Origin of the sequence: Paenibacillus sp. S150, assembly GCF_019352175.1 — a bacterium.
Classification (GTDB): domain Bacteria; phylum Bacillota; class Bacilli; order Paenibacillales; family Paenibacillaceae; genus Paenibacillus_AQ.
On record NZ_JACBYI010000028.1, the window covers coordinates 1 to 17771 of the forward strand.

A 17771-nucleotide genomic window follows, 5' to 3' on the forward strand; every position below is an offset into this window, starting at 1 on the left:
CCTGGAATTTAACATGGAAATCCGAAGCCCGGTCCTCCTGGGGTAGGGGGAAGTGTGTCTTTTTCTCCACTTCGTCCATATTTCTTATGGATAGTCTTCCTTTTTATGTTATCTTTCGTGAGAGGTAGTTTCAGGTAGGCCTTGTAGCTATGGGCTTTCGAAATTTAGGTTTATATGTTATACATTAGCCTTACCTTTCTCGCTGAAACACGCCGTCCTTTTAAAGGACGGCGTAGCCGTTTCTGCTTGCATATACGATGTGTCTGCAGGTCTAGTACATGAACCGTTGCCTGAAACGAACCCGATCAAAGGTTTCCTGCGAGGACATTGGCACTTCCCGGCCGATGCGCACCATAAGGCAGTTGGCCGGATGGGAGCAAATCTCCGGATCATCCGTGGCATACCACACCATATCTACGGTTTGCATCAGCTTCTCCATCATTTGGCGGTATGCCCACACATCAAGCCCGCTGCCCTTCAGGTCCCAATGCCAATAATATTCCGTTGTGAACACGATGCAATTCTCCAGCTGTTCCCGCTCAAAAGCGCTGGCAATCAGCAGCTTCCCGAGCCCGCTTCCCCTGTAACCGTCCGCTACCTCCACAGCGCCCAGTTCTATAAGGTCTTCCATTCCGCCCTGTGACCAGAGCTCCAGTTCATCCGGATAATGAAAAGTAACATAGCCTACGATCATGCGGCCGGCAACAGCGGCAATGATCCGCCCTTCAGGCAGTCCGGCAATCTCTATAAGCGCCTCCAGCTGCTCATGCGGTTTACGGAAGGCGTCCAGATCAGGATGCATCTGCAGCCCTTTCAGCGTGTCTGGAGACAAGGGTCCGCTAACGGCAATTACATGTTCATGATAATGAAGGGTATGGGATACAGGGATTTTGCGGTGCTCCATGGCCGGACTCCCTTCGGTTCACTATATTCTAGAATGTAACCGCTTCCTGTGATATACTAATTCCGACATAAAATATTCACATTTAATCCATTGACAGCATTGTTTAAGAGAAGAGTCCCGCCCTTAAAGCTTAAATCAAACAAGTGAGGGAGGCAAGAGTAATGGGGCAAGTCCACAGCGAAATTTTACCGGGCCGCGTGAAGCAAGCCAACATGACGGATTATTCCCGGGCAGTCAGCGAATTCCGGTGGGAGGATGTGGAGAAGAGCTTCTCCTGGCATGAGAGCGGCAAGGTGAATATGGCCCACGAAGCGATTGACAGGCATGTGCAGGAGGGCCGTGGAGCGGCAACGGCGCTTATCTACAGTGATCCGGCCAGGGAAGAAATGTATACGTTCTCAGACCTGCGTGAGAGGTCAAACCGTTTCGGAAATGTACTGCGCCAGCACGGTATCGGGCGGGGAGACCGGGTGTTTATTTTTATGCCGCGCAGTCCGGAGCTGTATTTCAGCCTGCTGGGCATTCTTAAGGTGGGAGCGGTAGCAGGACCGCTGTTCGAGGCTTTTATGGAAACGGCTGTTAAGGACCGGCTGGAGGACAGTGGAGCTGTCGCACTTGTAACTACGCCGGAGCTGCTGCACCGGGTCAAACGTGCCGAGCTGCCTGCGCTGAAGCATATTTTTGTGATAGGCGGCACTACAGACAGAGAGCAGGGGCTTGTGAGCTATGAGGAGGAGACCGCCGCTGCCTCGGGTGAGCTGGAACCGGAATGGCTTAGTCTTGAAGATGGGCTGATCATGCATTATACCTCCGGCTCAACCGGCAAACCCAAAGGCGTCTATCATGTGCAAAGAGCAATGATTCAGCATTATTATACAGGTAAAATCGTACTCGACCTGCGGCCTGACGATGTCTACTGGTGCACGGCAGATCCCGGCTGGGTAACCGGAACGTCCTATGGGATTTTTGCGCCTTGGCTGAACGGGGTCGCCAATGTGGTTCGCGGCGGCCGCTTCAGTCCGCTGGACTGGTATAGAACTATCGAGCGGTTCGCGGTTACCGTATGGTACAGCGCGCCTACGGCGTTCCGTATGCTGATGGGGGCGGGCGAGGCCAGCCTGCAGGGCATCGATCTGGGCAGTCTGCGGCATGTCCTGTCGGTAGGGGAGCCGCTGAATCCCGAAGTGGTGCGCTGGGGCGATAAATTTTATCAGCAGCGCATTCATGACACCTGGTGGATGACGGAAACCGGTGCGCAGCTGATCTGCAATTATCCGGGAATGGATATCAAGCCCGGCTCCATGGGACGTCCGCTGCCCGGTATCGAAGCCGCTATTCTCGACGACAGGGGCAATCTTCTGCCGCCCTATTCGATGGGCAACCTGGCAATCCGAACGCCATGGCCCTCCATGATGGGGACGATCTGGAACAATAAAGCGAAATACGAAGAGTATTTCCGCATTCCCGGCTGGTACATCTCCGGAGATTCGGCATACATGGACGAGGACGGTTATTTCTGGTTTCAGGGCCGCATCGATGATGTCATTAATTCCTCAGGTGAACGGATTGGTCCGTTCGAGGTGGAGAGCAAGCTGGTGGAGCATCCTGCGGTAGCTGAAGCGGGAGTGATCGGCAAGCCGGATGTAATGCGGGGGGAGATCATCAAGGCGTTCATTTCCTTGCGGGCCGGCTATTCGCCTACGGCAGAGCTGAAGGAAGAAATCGCCGCATTTGTCAAAGCGGGATTATCCGCCCATGCCGCGCCGCGTGAAATTGAATTCAGGGAAAAGCTGCCCAAGACCCGGTCCGGCAAAATCATGCGCCGCGTGCTGAAAGCCTGGGAGCTGCATCTCCCTGCAGGTGATTTATCCACCATTGAGGACTAGTGCAGCGTTTCAGGAAAAAATGAAAAAACACCGTTGCCGGTCTATTGCCGGCAACGGTGTTTTTCAAGGGTCTGGGGGAACAGCAGACTTAAATATTATGGTGTGCCTGCTGCCGCATTTCCGGGGCCTGCGTTTCCGCCGCCGGCAGGAACCTCAGCATCCCCCGGCGGCTGGATAATAATCATGCCGGGATCTTCGGTGCTGCCGGGCTCCAGTCCGGGGTCCGGTGTAGCTTCTGCACCGGGCAATTCTTCCGGCGGCGGCGTTGTCTCCGGTGTTGGAATTGCCCCTGCTACACTGCCGGAAGCCGTCTCATGACCGGCCACATCCACGGCAGCCACGTAGAAGGAGGCGTTCGCGCTGGCGGGAGTGCCCGGTGTGAAGGTAGTTCCTTCACCAACGGCCAGGATGGCCTGCTTCTGGAACGCTCCTCCGTTCAGCGAGCGGTACAAGCGGTAGCCGACAACATCGGGCGACCCGCTGGGCGTGAAGGTAATTACCGCTTTGCCCGTGCTGTAGGATACATCCACTGTACCGGGAGGCGATGGGGCTGTTCCGTCATCCACACGCGGATCAACCTCTGTCGGGAAATCGGACTTGGCATCCGCCGGCAGATAGTATTCCAGCGGTTCATGCTCTTTCATCGCCGGGAAGGCGGCAAGCAGCTCCTTCACCAGATCCTGAATCGGTTTGTCGCGTTTGACTACAATCTTCTCTTTGAGGAAATCCTCCGGTGTTCCGTCCAAAGGAAGATAATTCACACCGTTGTACGTAATATATTTGGCGTTGGAAATTCCGTCATCGCTTGCGGTCGGCACATATTTCTGATTGAATACATCGGTGGTGAATTTGTCGGTCAGGCTGGCAGGCAGCTTTCCGCTGTATGCAGATACAGTCTTTTTCACGATGCCTTCGGGCTTGGGGAATTCCTTCGTGACAAATAGCTCTGGCTGCTTCTCAATAACGGCATTCATTACCTTGGTCCATAGGGTCTGTGCCTGGCGTTTTTGGGTATCGCCCTGAAGGGTATTGATTTGTTCCTTGTAGCCGACCCACATGCCAAGTGTCACATCCGGTGTGTAGCCCATAAACCACACATCCCCGTAGTTTTGGGTTGAACCGGTTTTGCCGACGATAGGCACATCTTTGAAATGCTCATAATTTCTTCTGACAGTGCTTGCTGTTCCATCAGTAATGACTGTGCGCAGCATATCCGTCATAAGATAAGCAGTCTGCTCAGAGTATACCTGCTCCGGATTAACTTTATGCTGGTAGATGATTTTACCCTGTGAATCCACAATCTTCTCAATCATATAGGCGTCATTGAATGCTCCCTGATTTCCGATTGAAGAGTAGGCATTTGTTAATTCCTCAACAGTAACCCCATAGCGGAGACCGCCGATAACACCAGTCTGCGCACTGTAATCATTATCTTGAATCGTGGTAATGCCCAGCTTCTTGGCAAAAGTCCAAGCGTTCTCGATCCCGACCTTCTCGTTGAACAGCTTGAGCGCCGGCAGATTCAAGGATTGGTTAAGCGCATAGCGGGCTGTGACCAGTCCCTGGTAACGGTTGTTGGCATTCTTGGGAATGTGGAAGCCTTTGCTGCCGTCCTTCAGAATGATCGGCGCATCATCGAGGATGCCTGCCGGCTGAATCAGCCCGGCGTCCAGCGCCGGCAGATAAGCGGCAATCGGCTTCATCGTTGAACCGGGCTGCCGTACCATCTGGGTGGCATAGTTCATCTGTTCAATATTGAAGTCGCGGCCTTCGATCATGCCAAGGATCGCACCGGTCTTGTTGTCGATCATCATGCCGGCGGTCTGTTCCTTGCCTCTGGCTTCGCTGTCCTTGGTGAAGTTGTCGCTGTCTTCCGAGACGCTGTGCATCGCACTGTATACTTTTTTGTCAATTGTCGTGTAGACGCGGTAGCCTCCGGTCATAAGCTGCTGGCGCGCTTCCTCAAGCAGTGCAGCGGAAGCCTCCGTAGAAGAGTCATTCGGATCCACCACGCCATTCTTGCCTTCATTGATGGACAGGAGGATCTCGGCCGCCTTGCGTTCAGTCTCAAGCATCAGATAAGGGTATGTAGCATAAGCCTTTTTCGTATGCGGCGCAAGAGAACCCTTAATATCAAATTGGAGTGCTTCGTTGTACTGGGAGGAAGTGATCTTGTTCTCCTCCAGCATCCGGCGCAGCACAAGCTTCTGGCGTTCCATGGCACGGTTGAATGCCGTTTCATTAAATTCACCGACTCCATTGAATGCGGAGTATTTGGAGGGAAGCTGGGGAAGCCCGGCCAAATAGGCGGCCTGGGCGGTATTCAGCTTATCCAGATCATCCAGTCCAAAGATCCCTTTGGCCGCGGCCTTGATGCCATACACATTGTAACCGTTCGATCCGTTGCCGAAAGGAACCTTATTTAAATAGGCAGTTAAAATCTCCTGCTTGGACAGATAGCGCTCCAGCCTAAGAGACAGCAGAATCTCCTTGATTTTGCGATCCTCTGTACGGTCCAGGTTCAAGAACACGCGCCGTGCCAATTGCTGGGTCAGGGTACTGCCGCCGGTCTGAACGGATTCATTCAGCAGCTTTTGCTTCACGGCCCGCAGGGTGCCATTGAAATCGACCCCTTTATGATTGTAGAAATTATTGTCCTCTATGGCGAGAACGGCATCAATCACAAGCTGGGGAATATTGTTGAATTCTACAAGCCGGCGGTCCTCTTCGGTCCGGAGCTGGCCGATCGGTTGGCCATCACGGAAATACGCAAAACCGGTGATGGCATTCTGGCTGACTTGCTGTTGGATCAATTCTTCGGAGCGGACAGGATCATCTTTCACTATGGAAGTGACATATCCTGCAACAGCGCCGCCGGCAAACAATAGACCCATAATGCCGAGTATAAACATCCACTTCACGACGGAGCCGAACCTGCGGAGCCAGGATCTACGGGGTGGACGCTGCTTTGCGTTCTTCTTTTTGTTCTCCTCAACCATCGACGTTAATCCTCCTTTTAACGGAACTATTATAGCACAATTTGGCGATTTTGAATGCGCTTCTGCCCCGGGCGGCTTTTTAGCTTTGTCTTGACTTTTATTTGCCAAGCTGCACCTGGTATAGGCGGGCCAGACCATGCTCACAGCAGAATTAGGGCTCCAAACGCACAGGTGAAGTAGGAATAACAAAACGGCTATGCCCTCCTTGACTGGACAACGGGCTGTTGGGATTTCAGGTGTACGGTTGCCTGCTGAAACCCGGAGGGAGTCCAACCAAGTGGAAAAAGTGAACATATTTCTCCCCGCAACCCTTTTTCGCCAGCGTTAGTGGGAAAAGGATAACTAAATCGTCCGATTTTCCCTTTCAGGGGAATCTGCTTCAATTAAATCTACTTTTTACCACTATTCCTTCTGCCGAAAATTCTTCCGTCCATTTAATCGGTTAATAAAAAAAGCCCCCGGACTGCTCCGGGGGCTTTGATCGTTTTCGCTGCAAGCGAAATCTTAACGGTTGTAGAATTCGACGATTTGCTTCTCATCGATATCCTGGGACAGCTCGGCACGTTCTGGCAAACGGATATATTTGCCTTCGAAAGAGCCGTCAGCATATTCCAGATAACCTGGAAGGTGGGAGCGGTTTTCCAGAGCTTCTTTGATGGAAGCCATAGCGCGGCTTCTTTCGCGAAGTCCGATAACGTCGCCCACGCTTACGCGGTAAGAAGCGATGTCGACTTTTTTACCGTTAACGGTAACGTGTCCATGGGATACCAGCTGACGCGCACCGGCGCGGGAGTTGGCAAAACCAAGACGGTATACCAGGTTGTCCAAACGGCTTTCGAGCAGGAACATAAAGTTTTCGCCCGCAATACCCTGGAGCTTTTGTGCTTTGGTGAAGAGGGTTTTAAACTGCTTTTCACCCAAGCCGTACATGTGGCGCAGTTTTTGTTTTTCCAAAAGCTGCATTCCGTAGTTACTTACTTTTCTGCGTTGGTTAGCGCCGTGCTGTCCTGGCGGAAAAGGGCGTTTCAGGTCTTTGCCCGTACCGCTGAGGGAAATGCCCAGACGGCGGCTGAGTTTAAATTTAGGTCCGGTGTAACGTGCCATGTTATAGTAGACTCCTTTATAATTGAAATTTCATGTTAGGGCCTATTTGCGCCGCAAATCGTATCCGTGAAAGCATTTATGAGGGTTTCACACTGCCGGGGAAGTTCAGCCGCTGCCCTGGCAGTAACGAGATGCGTGAGGGTGACACAACGTTACGCCCAATTAAGACTTGTTACAGTCTTGTTCAACAATAAATATTATATGAAAACAACTGATAAAGTCAAGAGCGGCTTTAAAGAGATTTTGTCTATCTTTGTCGTTAGTTCTTTGGTCCTAAAAAAAATCCCGGTTTTGAGGAAAATATAATGCAATACCTAAAGAAAGGGAGTAAAATATAACTAATTAGATGTTATCGGAAAGATTTTTTTGAAGATAAGAATTTTTGTGTTTTTTCATTCCAAAATTATCCTTCTCTTTCTTGCTGAAACGGTACCGCCCTTCTGGAGGACGGCACTGTCGTTTCTGCTTGTTTGAGATGCAAAGGGGATCCTTTTTATGTCAGAACAGAAAGCATACGAGCGCAAGGACAATCGTGTGCTGTTGCAGGACACTATGCAATCACGCGGAGATATTGGCGATCCCGCCGCATGGCTTAGGGAAACGGATATTGTATCCCATGATTTTCCTTACGCAGCCAAGTTGATTGCGGAAAGCTTCAGGGAGTGGCGCGGCTTGAGCGGGCCGGCGTTAGCGAAGTCATGGAACTGGTGTGTGCTTAATTTTGAAGGGAACCGCATAGATACTCTAGAGGATTCAGGCAGCCCGGAGCAGCGCTGGGAAGGCCAGTGGAAGGCGGCAATAACGGGGGCCCTGGGAACAAAGGCACTCTATGCGGCACATGGCCAGGCCGACGGGCAGGCGGTGTCCTTTATAATTATACCGGTATTCACACGCGGGCTGGGGGAAATATTTGCCCTGCTCGGCTGTGTCATGCCACAGGAGCAATATGAACAAGGCGGCAGGCATACAGCGGAAGCCATGGCCATTCATTTTCAAACCTGCTTTTACCACAGATTTGAACATGTGTTTGTATCCGATCTGGCTGGAGTGCATTTGCATGCGGAGCGTGAGAGCAGCAGACGCTCGCTGCTCTTCCAGATTGTGCAGCGTATGCACGACAACATAGATGTGGATGCCGTGCTTACGGAAGTCATCGACAGCATTTCGGCCATGTACCCGGGGGCCCGGCTTGAGCTTTTCATGTCGCAGGACCACCGCAGCACGCATCCGCAGGTCAAGCCGCTCCCGCTACGCTGGGGGAACGATGATGTGTGCGCAAGGGCGTTCAAGGACGGGCGTGTTTCTTTGTACACCGGACGCGAGGAGAATCATTTTGTTGAAATCGGTCTTCCGCTCGGCGGCAAGCAGGGAGTATATGGCGTATTTCATATGGTTATGGACAAACCGGCCTTTTCGGAGGTCGATTTGCGCTTTCTCTCCATGGTATCCGACACGGCGGGAACAGCGTTTGAGAATGCGAAGCTGTATGAGCGCTCCAATCAGCTGATCCGCGAGCTGCGCATGAGCAATGAACTCACTCAGCGGTTGAATCAAAGCTTGCGCCTTGGCGATATATTTCAGTTTGCCTTTGAAGAACTGCTGGATATGTTTGATGCCGACTATTGCTGTATTTTACATATGGATGAAGAAAAAGGCGGGCTTGAGGCAATCGCCTGCAATTATCAGCCGCTGCTGGGTGAAATTCTTGAAGTGAGTGAAGGGCTTGGGGGCCAGGTGTACTCTACAGGGGAGGCGCTTATTTTATCGGATTATCAGAGCGCTGCCGGAACGTATTCCCGGCTGATGGACGCTACAGAATCCAACTCCCTGATCGCTACTCCGCTTAGTGTCGGAGGTGAGGTTCGCGGGGCGATTATGCTTGCCCACCGGGAGTCCCAATTCTTCTCCTATGACAGCTACAGGCTGCTTCAGGCCATGGCAGGCCATATTGGACTTGCTGTCGGCAATGCCCGCCTGCATGCCGAGGTAAGGCGTTTGGCGAACCGTGACAGTCTTACAGGGCTGTACGCGAGGCACTATCTGGACGAAGTGATCAAGGAGAAGCAGATCACAGATTTTTGCGGCTCCCTGATCGTTGTGGATATTGATCAGTTCAAGATGGTCAATGACACATACGGTCACCAGAAGGGCGACAAAATTCTGGGGCAGGTCAGTGAAATCGTCAAGTCATCCATCCGGCAGGGGGATATTGCCGCCAGATGGGGCGGGGAGGAGCTGGCCGTGTATTTGCCGCAGCTTGGCGTACAGCAGGCGGTATTTGTGGCCGAGCGCATCCGCAAGCGGGTAATGGGCGAGACGGAGCCGCGTGTCACGGTCTCCTGCGGAATCGCCGAGTGGAGCTGGACAGATGACAAGGTGAGTGTGGAATCGCTCTTCTACCGGGCGGACATGGCGCTTTATGAAGCGAAGAACAATGGCAGGAACCAGGTTGTGATTGATACCAAAGCCGAAATCAGTGCAAAGAATCCTTGGGCGTAAGCCATGAGGGTTCTTTTTTTGCAGGGAAGCGGATGGCTTATGCCGGGGATGGTTATCGGGCGTATAAGCCTCAGCTGGCGGGAGACCCTAATGAAATATTCATATCCTTAACCGGAAAGGCCGGAATGCCATGAGAAAATTTAACATCCGCTGGTTGGTTCTGACCACGCTGCTGCTTAGCTCCATCCTTTGCTCCGGCTGTGCCGCCGGAAATAAGAAATCTGCCGCAGAGAATCTCAATCTGGTCCTGGCTGGAATGGACGGAAGCGACGGGGTAACCTTTGAAGGCTCATCGTCACTCCTGCTTGGCGGCAAACCCGCCCCGGAGGCTGCAGTCTACTTTGGAGGAACTGTGGCGGACCATAACAAAGTGAGTCTTTATACGCTCCTGCCGGATGGGGATACGCCCAAAACGGCTGTCCGGTCCGAAGGGAATAAGCTGAAGTCAAGCTCGGAAGGAGCTCCGGCCTACTATACCAAGCTGGAAAAAAAAGACGGCGAGTGGGCACTGCTGTCGGAAGCCGGTACCGCCGGAGGGGACAGCCCGCTGCCTGCGCTTAATCCGCTCCGCCAGCTTGAGGAGCTGCAGAGCCTCGAAAAGAAGGTGACCGAGGAAGCCGGTGCAGCAAGGGGAACCAGAGTGCTGCGCATCGAGCTGAGCAACGCGGAGGCGAACAGGCAGCTGGCCACCGAGCTGACCAGGCAGATGGAGGCGATTCGTCCTGAAGCGTCCGCCTCTGGACTGAAGGCTGCGGACAAGGGGCTGGAGTCTTTGCAGCTGCTGTGGGTCCAGAAGAACAAGGAGCTGCAGGAGAAGCTGAAGCAGGCGTCGGTCGAGACAGTATACTATTTGAAGGCGGATACGAAACGCAACCTTCCCAAACGTCTGAGCTGTACCCGAAAGGTGAGTTATTCCGGAGTCCAGGGGGCAGCCGCCGCTGAGGAAGAAATTTATTTAACAGAGGTCAATTTTTATGGGTACAAGTGAACCGGATACCTTGCGCTCTATTACGGGCGTGCTACAATATAACAGTGTGTCATTATCAGCAAGAGGAAGGAAGAGAGAAGAATGAAGGATCCGAGGATTCAAAAGCTTGCGGAGAATCTTGTGGGCTACTCCGTAAACGTGCAGCCGGGCGAGAATGTGCTCGTCGAAATGATCGGCAGCGAAAGAGATTTGATCAAGGCTGTGGTGGAGGAAGTGGGCAAAGCCGGAGGGCGTGCATTTGTGCAGCTTACCGACCGGACCGTCCTGCGCAGCATGCTTAAATATGCAACCCGTGAAGGTCTTGAAGCCTGGGCGGAGATCGATTTGAACCGGATGAAGCAAATGGACTGCTATATCGGCATCCGCGCAGGGGAGAATGTCAATGATCTTTCGGACGTTCCGGAAGAGAATATGAAGCTGTACAACTCCCTCTATTCCCACCCGGTACATAGCGAGCAGCGCGTCAAGCACACCAAATGGGTTGTTCTGCGGTATCCTAATGCAAGCATGGCGCAGCTGGCCAATACGACCACTGAAGCATTTGAGGACTTCTATTTTGAGGTCTGCAATCTGGATTATGCCAAAATGGATAAAGCCCAGGATGCGCTGGCTGATTTGATGCGCAGAACGGATAAGGTCCGCATCGCCGGACCGGGAACGGAGCTTACATTCTCCATTAAGGGAATTGGCGCAGAGAAATGCTCCGGCCAAAAAAACATTCCGGACGGCGAGGTTTACAGCGCTCCTGTCCGCGATTCTGTACATGGAACGATCAGCTATAACGCGGCAACGATCTACAACGGTGTCACCTTCGAAAATGTGAAATTCAAATTCGAAAACGGCAAAATTGTTGAAGCCACCAGCAACGATACCGATCGTCTGAATGAAATTCTGGATTCCGATGATGGCGCGCGCCATATTGGCGAATTTGCGATCGGCTTCAATCCCCGCATTTTGCATCCGATGAAGGACATTCTGTTCGATGAGAAAATCGCGGGCAGCCTGCACTTCACGCCGGGCCAAGCATATGATGTAACAGATAACGGGAACCGTTCCTCGATTCACTGGGATCTCGTCCTGATTCAACGGCCTGAATACGGCGGGGGCGAAATCTATTTCGACGATGTGCTGATCCGCAAAGATGGAATCTTTGTTCTTCCGGAGCTGGAAGGTCTGAACCCCGAGAATCTGAAATAAAATGTAATATTCCTTGCGTGAGTAAGCGGATTCAATGTATCATGGAATTGGTTACAAAAGACTTAAGCTTTATATTCAAGTTGCGGAGGGATTCCTATGTCCAGTAACAATGCGGCAATCGTGGATATTGCCCAAACGGCAAGCCAGTTCAACTCATCTATCGTTCTTCAGGCAGACAACAAGTACATCGATGTTAAGAGTATTCTCGGCCTGTTTACCACTCTTGTATCCAGTCAAAGCTACGAGCTGCATGTTCATGGCGCAGACGCCGAGGAAGCCAAAAAGGCAATGAGCGAAGTTTTTGCCAAGCACGGATTAAATTTTACAGTGGTAACGGAATAATCTGATTATTCTCGTAGGACGCTCTGCCTGTGCGGCAGGGCGTTTTTTCTATAAAATACAAGACTTATATGCTGCCCGCAAGAATCTGTCCTTCTGCTTCTTGCTGAAGCCATACCCTCCTTTGAGAAGAAAGGCGAAGGTATTTCTGGTTGATTATTAACTGCATTCTTGTATTGGGTTCCGATTTCGACTAATATTAAACTAAATAGCAATAGTAACTGTAACTTTTGGACATGGGGGGGATAATGCATGACTTCATCGGATTTGCAGGAACAGCTTAATCTAAGAGCGATCACTCTTCTACAAGAAGATGCCGATAAAATTCAGAAGCTCATCGAAGTGCAGATGGAGAATCTGGCGACCCGTTACTGCCCTCTCTATGAGGAAGTGCTGGATACCCAGATGTACGGCTTCTCCAGAGAGGTCGATTTTGCGGTCAGGGCAGGGCTGGTGCCGGAGCTTACGGGCAAGCTGGTGCTGAGTGAGCTTGAGCGCAACTTGGCTGTGCTGTACGAGGCGCTGAACAAGAAGGCTGAAGAGCGCGAGATGCTGTAATCTCTAACCATTCAAAAAGCACATGGAGACCGTTGGTCTGCCATGTGCTTTTTTTTATACGAGATAGAAGGAAACGCCAAGAATCATATACACTGCAAGCAGCAGCAAGCCCTCATACCAGTTGGTTGCTCCGTCCTGAATGATTGATTTGGCGATGAAGACAGAGACCGCGATAGCGACAATCTCTATGGTGGTGAAGACTATATCCATTGTGTTGCCCATGAAATAGCTGGCAAAGATCAGGACCGGAGCAACGAACAAGGCAATCTGCAGGCTGCTGCCGACGGCAATTTCTACTGCTGCGCCAATTTTGTTCTTCAAGGCAAGCATGATTGCGGCGCTGTGCTCTGCGGCATTGCCGATGATGGCTACCAGGAAGGCGCCGACAAACAGCTCGCTGAAGCCAAAGCGCTCGGTCAATGTTTCCAGTGTGCCGACCAGCCATTCGCTGACGAAGGCGACCATAACCGTTGCCAGCACCAGATAGGTAATGGACCGGCTCATCGACCAGGCAGGCTTATGCTCATTCGGCAGCTCTTCTTCATTGTCCACTGTAACGTCCGCCAGGTATTTCTTGTGCGTAATCATGGAGAAGATCAGCCAGGCCATGTAAGCGGCGATCAGCAGCCCTGCGACCACCAGACTGAGCACATCCGTATCCCTGTCGGTAATGGAGTGGGTATTGAAGAACATGGCGGGAACAAATAGGGCGATGACCGCCACGATCATCAGGGAGCCGTTCAGTCCGGCAAGCGTAACATTGAAGTTCTGAATCTTGAATTTCATGCCGCCGGCAAAAATGCTTAGGCCCAGCACCAGCAGCAGATTGCCGATGATTGAGCCGGTGAGGCTGGCCTTGACCATGTCAAACAGCCCTTCCTTCACCAGGAAAAAGGCGATGATCAGCTCGGCTGCGTTGCCGAAGGTGGCATTAAGAAAGCCCCCCAGCCGCTGTCCGGCATAGTGGGCTACACTTTCTGTAGCCCGGCCCAGAAAGCCGGCTACAAAAACGACCGATATGGCGGAGAGCACGAATTGCAGCGTGTGGTCCCAGTCCGCATAGTGTCCGATGGCGCTGAGGAGAAAGGTGATTCCCAGCAGCGCCGGAGAGATCCATTTTTTCAAGTAAGGCACACTCCAGTTCTGTATGTAGGTTGAATTCATAATCAATATACCCAAATTGTTCCTGAGTGTAAACGGGAATACGAGAAAGTCATTTGCTTTTTGGCCTGTATTCGAATTACAATAATTGATAATGAGTGTAGGGGGGTTATGGCATGGCAGAACAACTTCAACTGGAAATGGGTAACATACGGATATCTAATGACGTCGTCTCGAAGATTGCCGGATTGGCTGCCTTGGAGACCCCGGGAATCGCGGCCATGTCCGGCGGATTGTCCGAGGGCTGGGCCAAGCGGCTCAGCGGCAAGAACGTGCAGAAGGGTGTAACTGTTGAAGTAGGACAGCTTGAAGCCGCGGTAGACCTGCGCATCATCGTTCTTTATGAAACTCCGATTCACGAAGTGTGCCGGATGCTTCAGCAGAATGTACGTGAGGCTGTGGAGAGCATGACGGGGCTTCATATTGTTGAAGTCAACGTTAAGGTGGAAGGCGTTGCCTTTAAGAACGACGAAATATCGTAAGCGTTGCGGAAGGCAGCCTGCTGGCAAGAAACGCAAAAGGCAGTCCGGGAGGTTATCCCCGGACTGCCTTTTGCGTTGTTGCGATGAAAAGGGCATTTATGCAGCGTCAGCGGGCACGAACCTGCCTAACGGTAGTAACAGATTTCGTTACCTCTTCTTTGGACGGCCGGTTGGTCTCTCTGGAAATGCTGAGCATAATGCCCATGGACAGCATCGTTACGAGCAGCGAGGAGCCGCCATAGCTGATAAACGGAAGAGTTACCCCGGTAAGCGGGATCGTCTTGGTGACCCCGCCGATATTGACAAAGGCCTGAATGGCAATCAGACCCATAACCCCGATGCCGACCAGGGTCCCGAAGGGGTCCGTGCAGCGAAGAGCGATCAGGATGCCCCGCCAGATGAAATAAAGGTATACCAGCAAAAAGATGGATGTCCCCGCAAATCCCAGTTCTTCCCCAATGACGGCAAAGATGAAGTCGGTATAAGGATATGGAAGGTAGTGCAGCTTCTGGATACTCTGGCCGAAGCCTGAACCGCTGGTCCCGCCCTCACCCAGGGCAATCAAGGATTGAATGATATTAAACCCGGTATCCTCTGCATCCGCAAGCGGATCAAGAAACGCGGTAATCCGGTCTTTTTTGTAGTCCTGGTTGATTGAAGCAGTCTCTGAAGGCGGCGACAGGGAGTCAATAACTGTTTTGGTGCCCATTACAAGCCCGACACCCAGCACCAGCAATGCAACAGAAGCCATTATATGCTTCATGCTGGCACCGCCTGCGTAGATGACAAGCCCGCTGGTCGCCACAAGGATAAGGCAAGAACCCAAATCCGGCTGCATCATGATGAGGCCGGCGACAATCCCGACAATGACCATCACCGGAATATAGCCTGTGCGCAAGTCTCTCAGCCGTTCGCCCTTTTTGGTGATCAGGGCGGACAGATAAAGGATAATGGAGATTTTGGCCAGCTCCGTGGGCTGAATGCCAAGTCCTCCGATGCTGAGCCAGCTTTTGGCACCGTTTATTTTCTCCGTGGATGCCACAAAGAGCAGCAGAACCAGCGTGATTATGAAGATCGGGGCATACCATTTCTTGAATTTACTGTAGTGGATATTCATCGTTACAAACATTACGATGGTTCCAAGCACGACCCAGATAATCTGGCGTTTTACAAAATATAAGGGGTCATTTCCGAATTTCTCGCTGGCCAGGGTAAGGCTGGAGCTGGAGCTGAAAACCATTACCAGTCCAAAGCCGACAAGCAGGAGAGTCAGAATAAGCAGCTGGAAATCGGGCGTTCCTCTTTTGGGCAGGCTGACATTTTTTTTCGTCGTTCCCTTTACAGTGCTCAAGCCTCCAGCAGCGCTTTCAGTTCAAGGATGTGCTTCGCGGCATCATCCAGAACAGGCTTGGGTACCGGAGCTTCATACTCCAGACCATGGGGAAAGGTGGCTTTGCCCAAGTAAACGGCTTCAATCGCCAGCACGGCGTCCGACTTCTCCAGCTTGCCTTCGACAGCGCGTGTGTTGATCCGCAAGAAATAATCCCCGCCGTTCTGCGTGTCTTCTATCTTGCAGTCGTAAGTGGCACGGTAATATTCCCACTGCCAGCGGATGAATCCGGCTTTGGCCGCACTTTCGTCCAGATAAAGAAGGTCGCTCTTCAAACCAACGAGGCCCGTGTTCTCAAATATCATAGCGCACATATCCCCCTTATGAAGTATAATGATAAATTCATGACCAATTATTATAGATGTTCCTTCTCATGATAGTATGTTTCCCGGGGTTGTGCAAGGCGTGCCGGAGCTATTGGTACCCTCTTTTTTGTGTTTCTGCTACAATAATAGAAATATAGCCCTAAGGGCTGAATGGAAGAAGAACGGAAGGCTCTGGAGGCCTGTCCGAAGCGGGAATCAGAAGAAGGGAATGGAGATTATATGGAAAGGCTAGCGCTTGAACAGCTGATGCCGGATATGGTCGGATGGCGCCGCCATCTGCACCGTCATCCCGAGCTGTCTTATCAGGAAAAAGCGACGTCGGCGTTTGTTGCCGCGAAGCTTGGAGAATTCGGGATTGATGTGGTAAGAAGCAAGGCCGGTTATGGGTTGACCGGGATTCTAAAAGGAAATCGGCCGGGGAAAACGGTGGTCCTGCGCGCGGACATGGATGCGCTCGCCATTACCGAGGAGAATGGCCGGGAGTATGCCTCGCAGAATAGCGGTGTCATGCATGCCTGCGGACATGACGGGCATACATCCATGCTGCTTGCCGCCGCCGCCTATTACAGCAGCCGACGGGAGGAGCTGCAGGGTGAGCTGCGGTTCCTGTTTCAGCCCGCCGAGGAGATCTGTCCCGGCGGAGCGCTGGGCATGATTGCCGAAGGTGTGCTGGAAGGGGCGGATGCAGTCTATGGCCTGCATCTGTGGACACCGCTGCCGTTCGGAACGGTAGCCAGTGCACCGGGGCCGCTGATGGCATCCGCCGATGAATTTTTCATTGATATCATTGGCAAGGGCGGACATGCCGGAACACCGCACAGCACGGTCGACAGCATTGTTGCCGGAGCGGCTCTTGTGACCCAGCTCCAGAGCATTGTCAGCCGCTCGGTGGACCCGCTGCGTCCTGCTGTAGTGAGTGTAGGCACCATTCAGGGAGGCTCCGCCCAGAATATCGTCGCCGAGCGCTGCCGGATTACCGGGACAGTGCGTGCATTCGACGAGGAGACCCGCTATCTCATCCGCCAGCGGATTGAAGAGATGGCGGTTTCGGTGTCAGCCGCGTACGGCGCGGAAGGCAGGATAGATTATATGATGGGCTATCCGCCGCTGGTGAATGATGAAGCGGAATTCGGCCGCTTTTTCCGGGTGGCTCCCGCAGCGCTGGGAGATTCGGTCAGCGTTGTGCAGATGGAGAAGATCATGCCGGCGGAGGATTTCGCCTATTACGTCAAGGAAATTCCCGGCTGCTTCATCTTTGTCGGAGCGGGCAATCCGGATAAAGATGCGGTGTATCCGCATCACCACAGCAAATTTGATTTCGACGAGGACGCCCTGCTGTATGGAGCGAAGCTGCTGGTCGCGATGGCCGATTCCTGTCTGAATGAATAAAAGCCTATGCATAATCCTAGCCTTCCCAGGGAAGGCTACCTCCGTATAACATGGCGACATGACTGGAGGGTCCATTCTTGAAGACTGTGAAGGAAGTAATGACCGTGCATCCTGCATCGGTTACACTGCTTGATAATATCTATGAGGCTGCCGCCAAAATGAGAGACCACGATACCGGATTTATCCCTGTGGTTGATTCGGACGGAGCGGCGCTGATTGGCGTGATTACGGACCGCGATCTGGTAATCAGGGGTTATGCGGACAAGCATCCGGGGTCTACCGCCGTGGAACAGGTCATGAGCAGGGAGCTGGTTTCGGTCCCGGAGTCCGCTTCTGTGGAGGAAGCCGCCGAACTGATGGCCTCGAAGCAGATCCGCCGTCTGCCGGTGACCAGCGGCAACAAGCTGACCGGCATTGTTTCGCTGGGGGATTTGGCGGTAAAGCGCATATTTGCGGATGAAGCCGGGGAAGCGTTAAGCGGGATTTCCCGGCGGCAGCCGCATTAAATAGTTAAATAGGGGAAGCTCATGTCCGGTCTGCGCGGAGGTG

The 17771-nt window shown here is 52.5% G+C and carries 15 protein-coding genes; 9 read left to right on the forward strand and 6 right to left on the reverse strand.

All coding sequences use genetic code 11. The features are described from left to right. Positions 1-271: 271 nt before the first annotated feature. Positions 272-904 (reverse strand): GNAT family N-acetyltransferase, encoded by a 633-nt coding sequence (locus tag HYD27_RS21610; protein WP_219218580.1) that lies wholly within the window; start codon positions 902-904, stop codon positions 272-274. Positions 905-1065: 161 nt separating this feature from the next. On the opposite strand from HYD27_RS21610, the gene acsA reads away from it, so the two are divergent. Then, complete coding sequence (gene acsA / locus HYD27_RS21615; RefSeq protein WP_219218581.1) at positions 1066-2790, forward strand: acetate--CoA ligase; 1725 nt, start codon at positions 1066-1068, stop codon at positions 2788-2790. Positions 2791-2885: 95 nt separating this feature from the next. On the opposite strand, the gene HYD27_RS21620 is transcribed toward acsA, so the two are convergent. Next, on the reverse strand, positions 2886-5789 hold the full coding sequence (locus HYD27_RS21620; protein ID WP_219218582.1) for a transglycosylase domain-containing protein: 2904 nt from the start codon (positions 5787-5789) through the stop codon (positions 2886-2888). Positions 5790-6293: 504 nt separating this feature from the next. Then, complete coding sequence (gene rpsD / locus HYD27_RS21625; protein WP_025704015.1) at positions 6294-6893, reverse strand: 30S ribosomal protein S4; 600 nt, start codon at positions 6891-6893, stop codon at positions 6294-6296. A gap of 495 nt (positions 6894-7388) precedes the next feature. Here rpsD and HYD27_RS21630 point away from each other — a divergent pair, with 495 nt between their 5' ends. From HYD27_RS21630 to HYD27_RS21650, 5 genes are all read left to right on the forward strand, one after another. Continuing rightward, positions 7389-9392: a sensor domain-containing diguanylate cyclase gene (locus HYD27_RS21630; RefSeq protein ID WP_219218585.1), complete on the forward strand. Its 2004-nt coding sequence runs from the start codon at positions 7389-7391 to the stop codon at positions 9390-9392. 130 nt (positions 9393-9522) lie between these two features. Then, positions 9523-10380 carry a hypothetical protein gene (locus HYD27_RS21635; protein ID WP_219218587.1) on the forward strand — a complete coding sequence of 286 codons (858 nt, stop codon included), beginning with the start codon at positions 9523-9525 and terminating at the stop codon, positions 10378-10380. 81 nt (positions 10381-10461) lie between these two features. Then, positions 10462-11577 (forward strand): aminopeptidase, encoded by a 1116-nt coding sequence (locus HYD27_RS21640; protein WP_219218589.1) that lies wholly within the window; start codon positions 10462-10464, stop codon positions 11575-11577. Between the two features lie 96 nt (positions 11578-11673). Continuing rightward, positions 11674-11919, forward strand: a complete 246-nt coding sequence (locus HYD27_RS21645) for an HPr family phosphocarrier protein (RefSeq protein ID WP_219218591.1) — start codon at positions 11674-11676, stop codon at positions 11917-11919. 249 nt (positions 11920-12168) lie between these two features. Then, complete coding sequence (locus HYD27_RS21650) at positions 12169-12474, forward strand: Fpa/YlaN family protein (RefSeq protein WP_219218593.1); 306 nt, start codon at positions 12169-12171, stop codon at positions 12472-12474. Positions 12475-12528: 54 nt separating this feature from the next. Here the strand turns inward: HYD27_RS21650 and cax are convergent, their stop codons facing one another. Further along, positions 12529-13599 carry a calcium/proton exchanger gene (gene cax / locus HYD27_RS21655; RefSeq protein WP_219218596.1) on the reverse strand — a complete coding sequence of 357 codons (1071 nt, stop codon included), beginning with the start codon at positions 13597-13599 and terminating at the stop codon, positions 12529-12531. A 152-nt stretch (positions 13600-13751) separates the two neighbouring features. On the opposite strand from cax, the gene HYD27_RS21660 reads away from it, so the two are divergent. After that, the gene (locus HYD27_RS21660; protein ID WP_019911482.1) at positions 13752-14117 is read left to right on the forward strand and encodes an Asp23/Gls24 family envelope stress response protein; all 366 of its coding nucleotides are present in this window, start codon (positions 13752-13754) and stop codon (positions 14115-14117) included. A 106-nt stretch (positions 14118-14223) separates the two neighbouring features. Here HYD27_RS21660 and ftsW read toward each other — a convergent pair whose 3' ends face one another. Together ftsW and HYD27_RS21670 are read right to left on the reverse strand one after the other, a co-directional pair. Then, the gene (gene ftsW, locus HYD27_RS21665) at positions 14224-15468 is read right to left on the reverse strand and encodes a putative lipid II flippase FtsW (RefSeq protein ID WP_219218598.1); all 1245 of its coding nucleotides are present in this window, start codon (positions 15466-15468) and stop codon (positions 14224-14226) included. Then, complete coding sequence (locus tag HYD27_RS21670) at positions 15465-15812, reverse strand: YugN family protein (protein ID WP_219218599.1); 348 nt, start codon at positions 15810-15812, stop codon at positions 15465-15467. The genes ftsW and HYD27_RS21670 overlap by 4 nt, the downstream gene beginning before the upstream one ends. A gap of 240 nt (positions 15813-16052) precedes the next feature. Here HYD27_RS21670 and HYD27_RS21675 point away from each other — a divergent pair, with 240 nt between their 5' ends. Then, the gene (locus HYD27_RS21675; protein ID WP_219218600.1) at positions 16053-17222 is read left to right on the forward strand and encodes an amidohydrolase; all 1170 of its coding nucleotides are present in this window, start codon (positions 16053-16055) and stop codon (positions 17220-17222) included. 77 nt (positions 17223-17299) lie between these two features. Further along, positions 17300-17728: a CBS domain-containing protein gene (locus tag HYD27_RS21680; protein ID WP_219218601.1), complete on the forward strand. Its 429-nt coding sequence runs from the start codon at positions 17300-17302 to the stop codon at positions 17726-17728. The last annotated feature ends 43 nt before the right edge of the window (positions 17729-17771 follow it).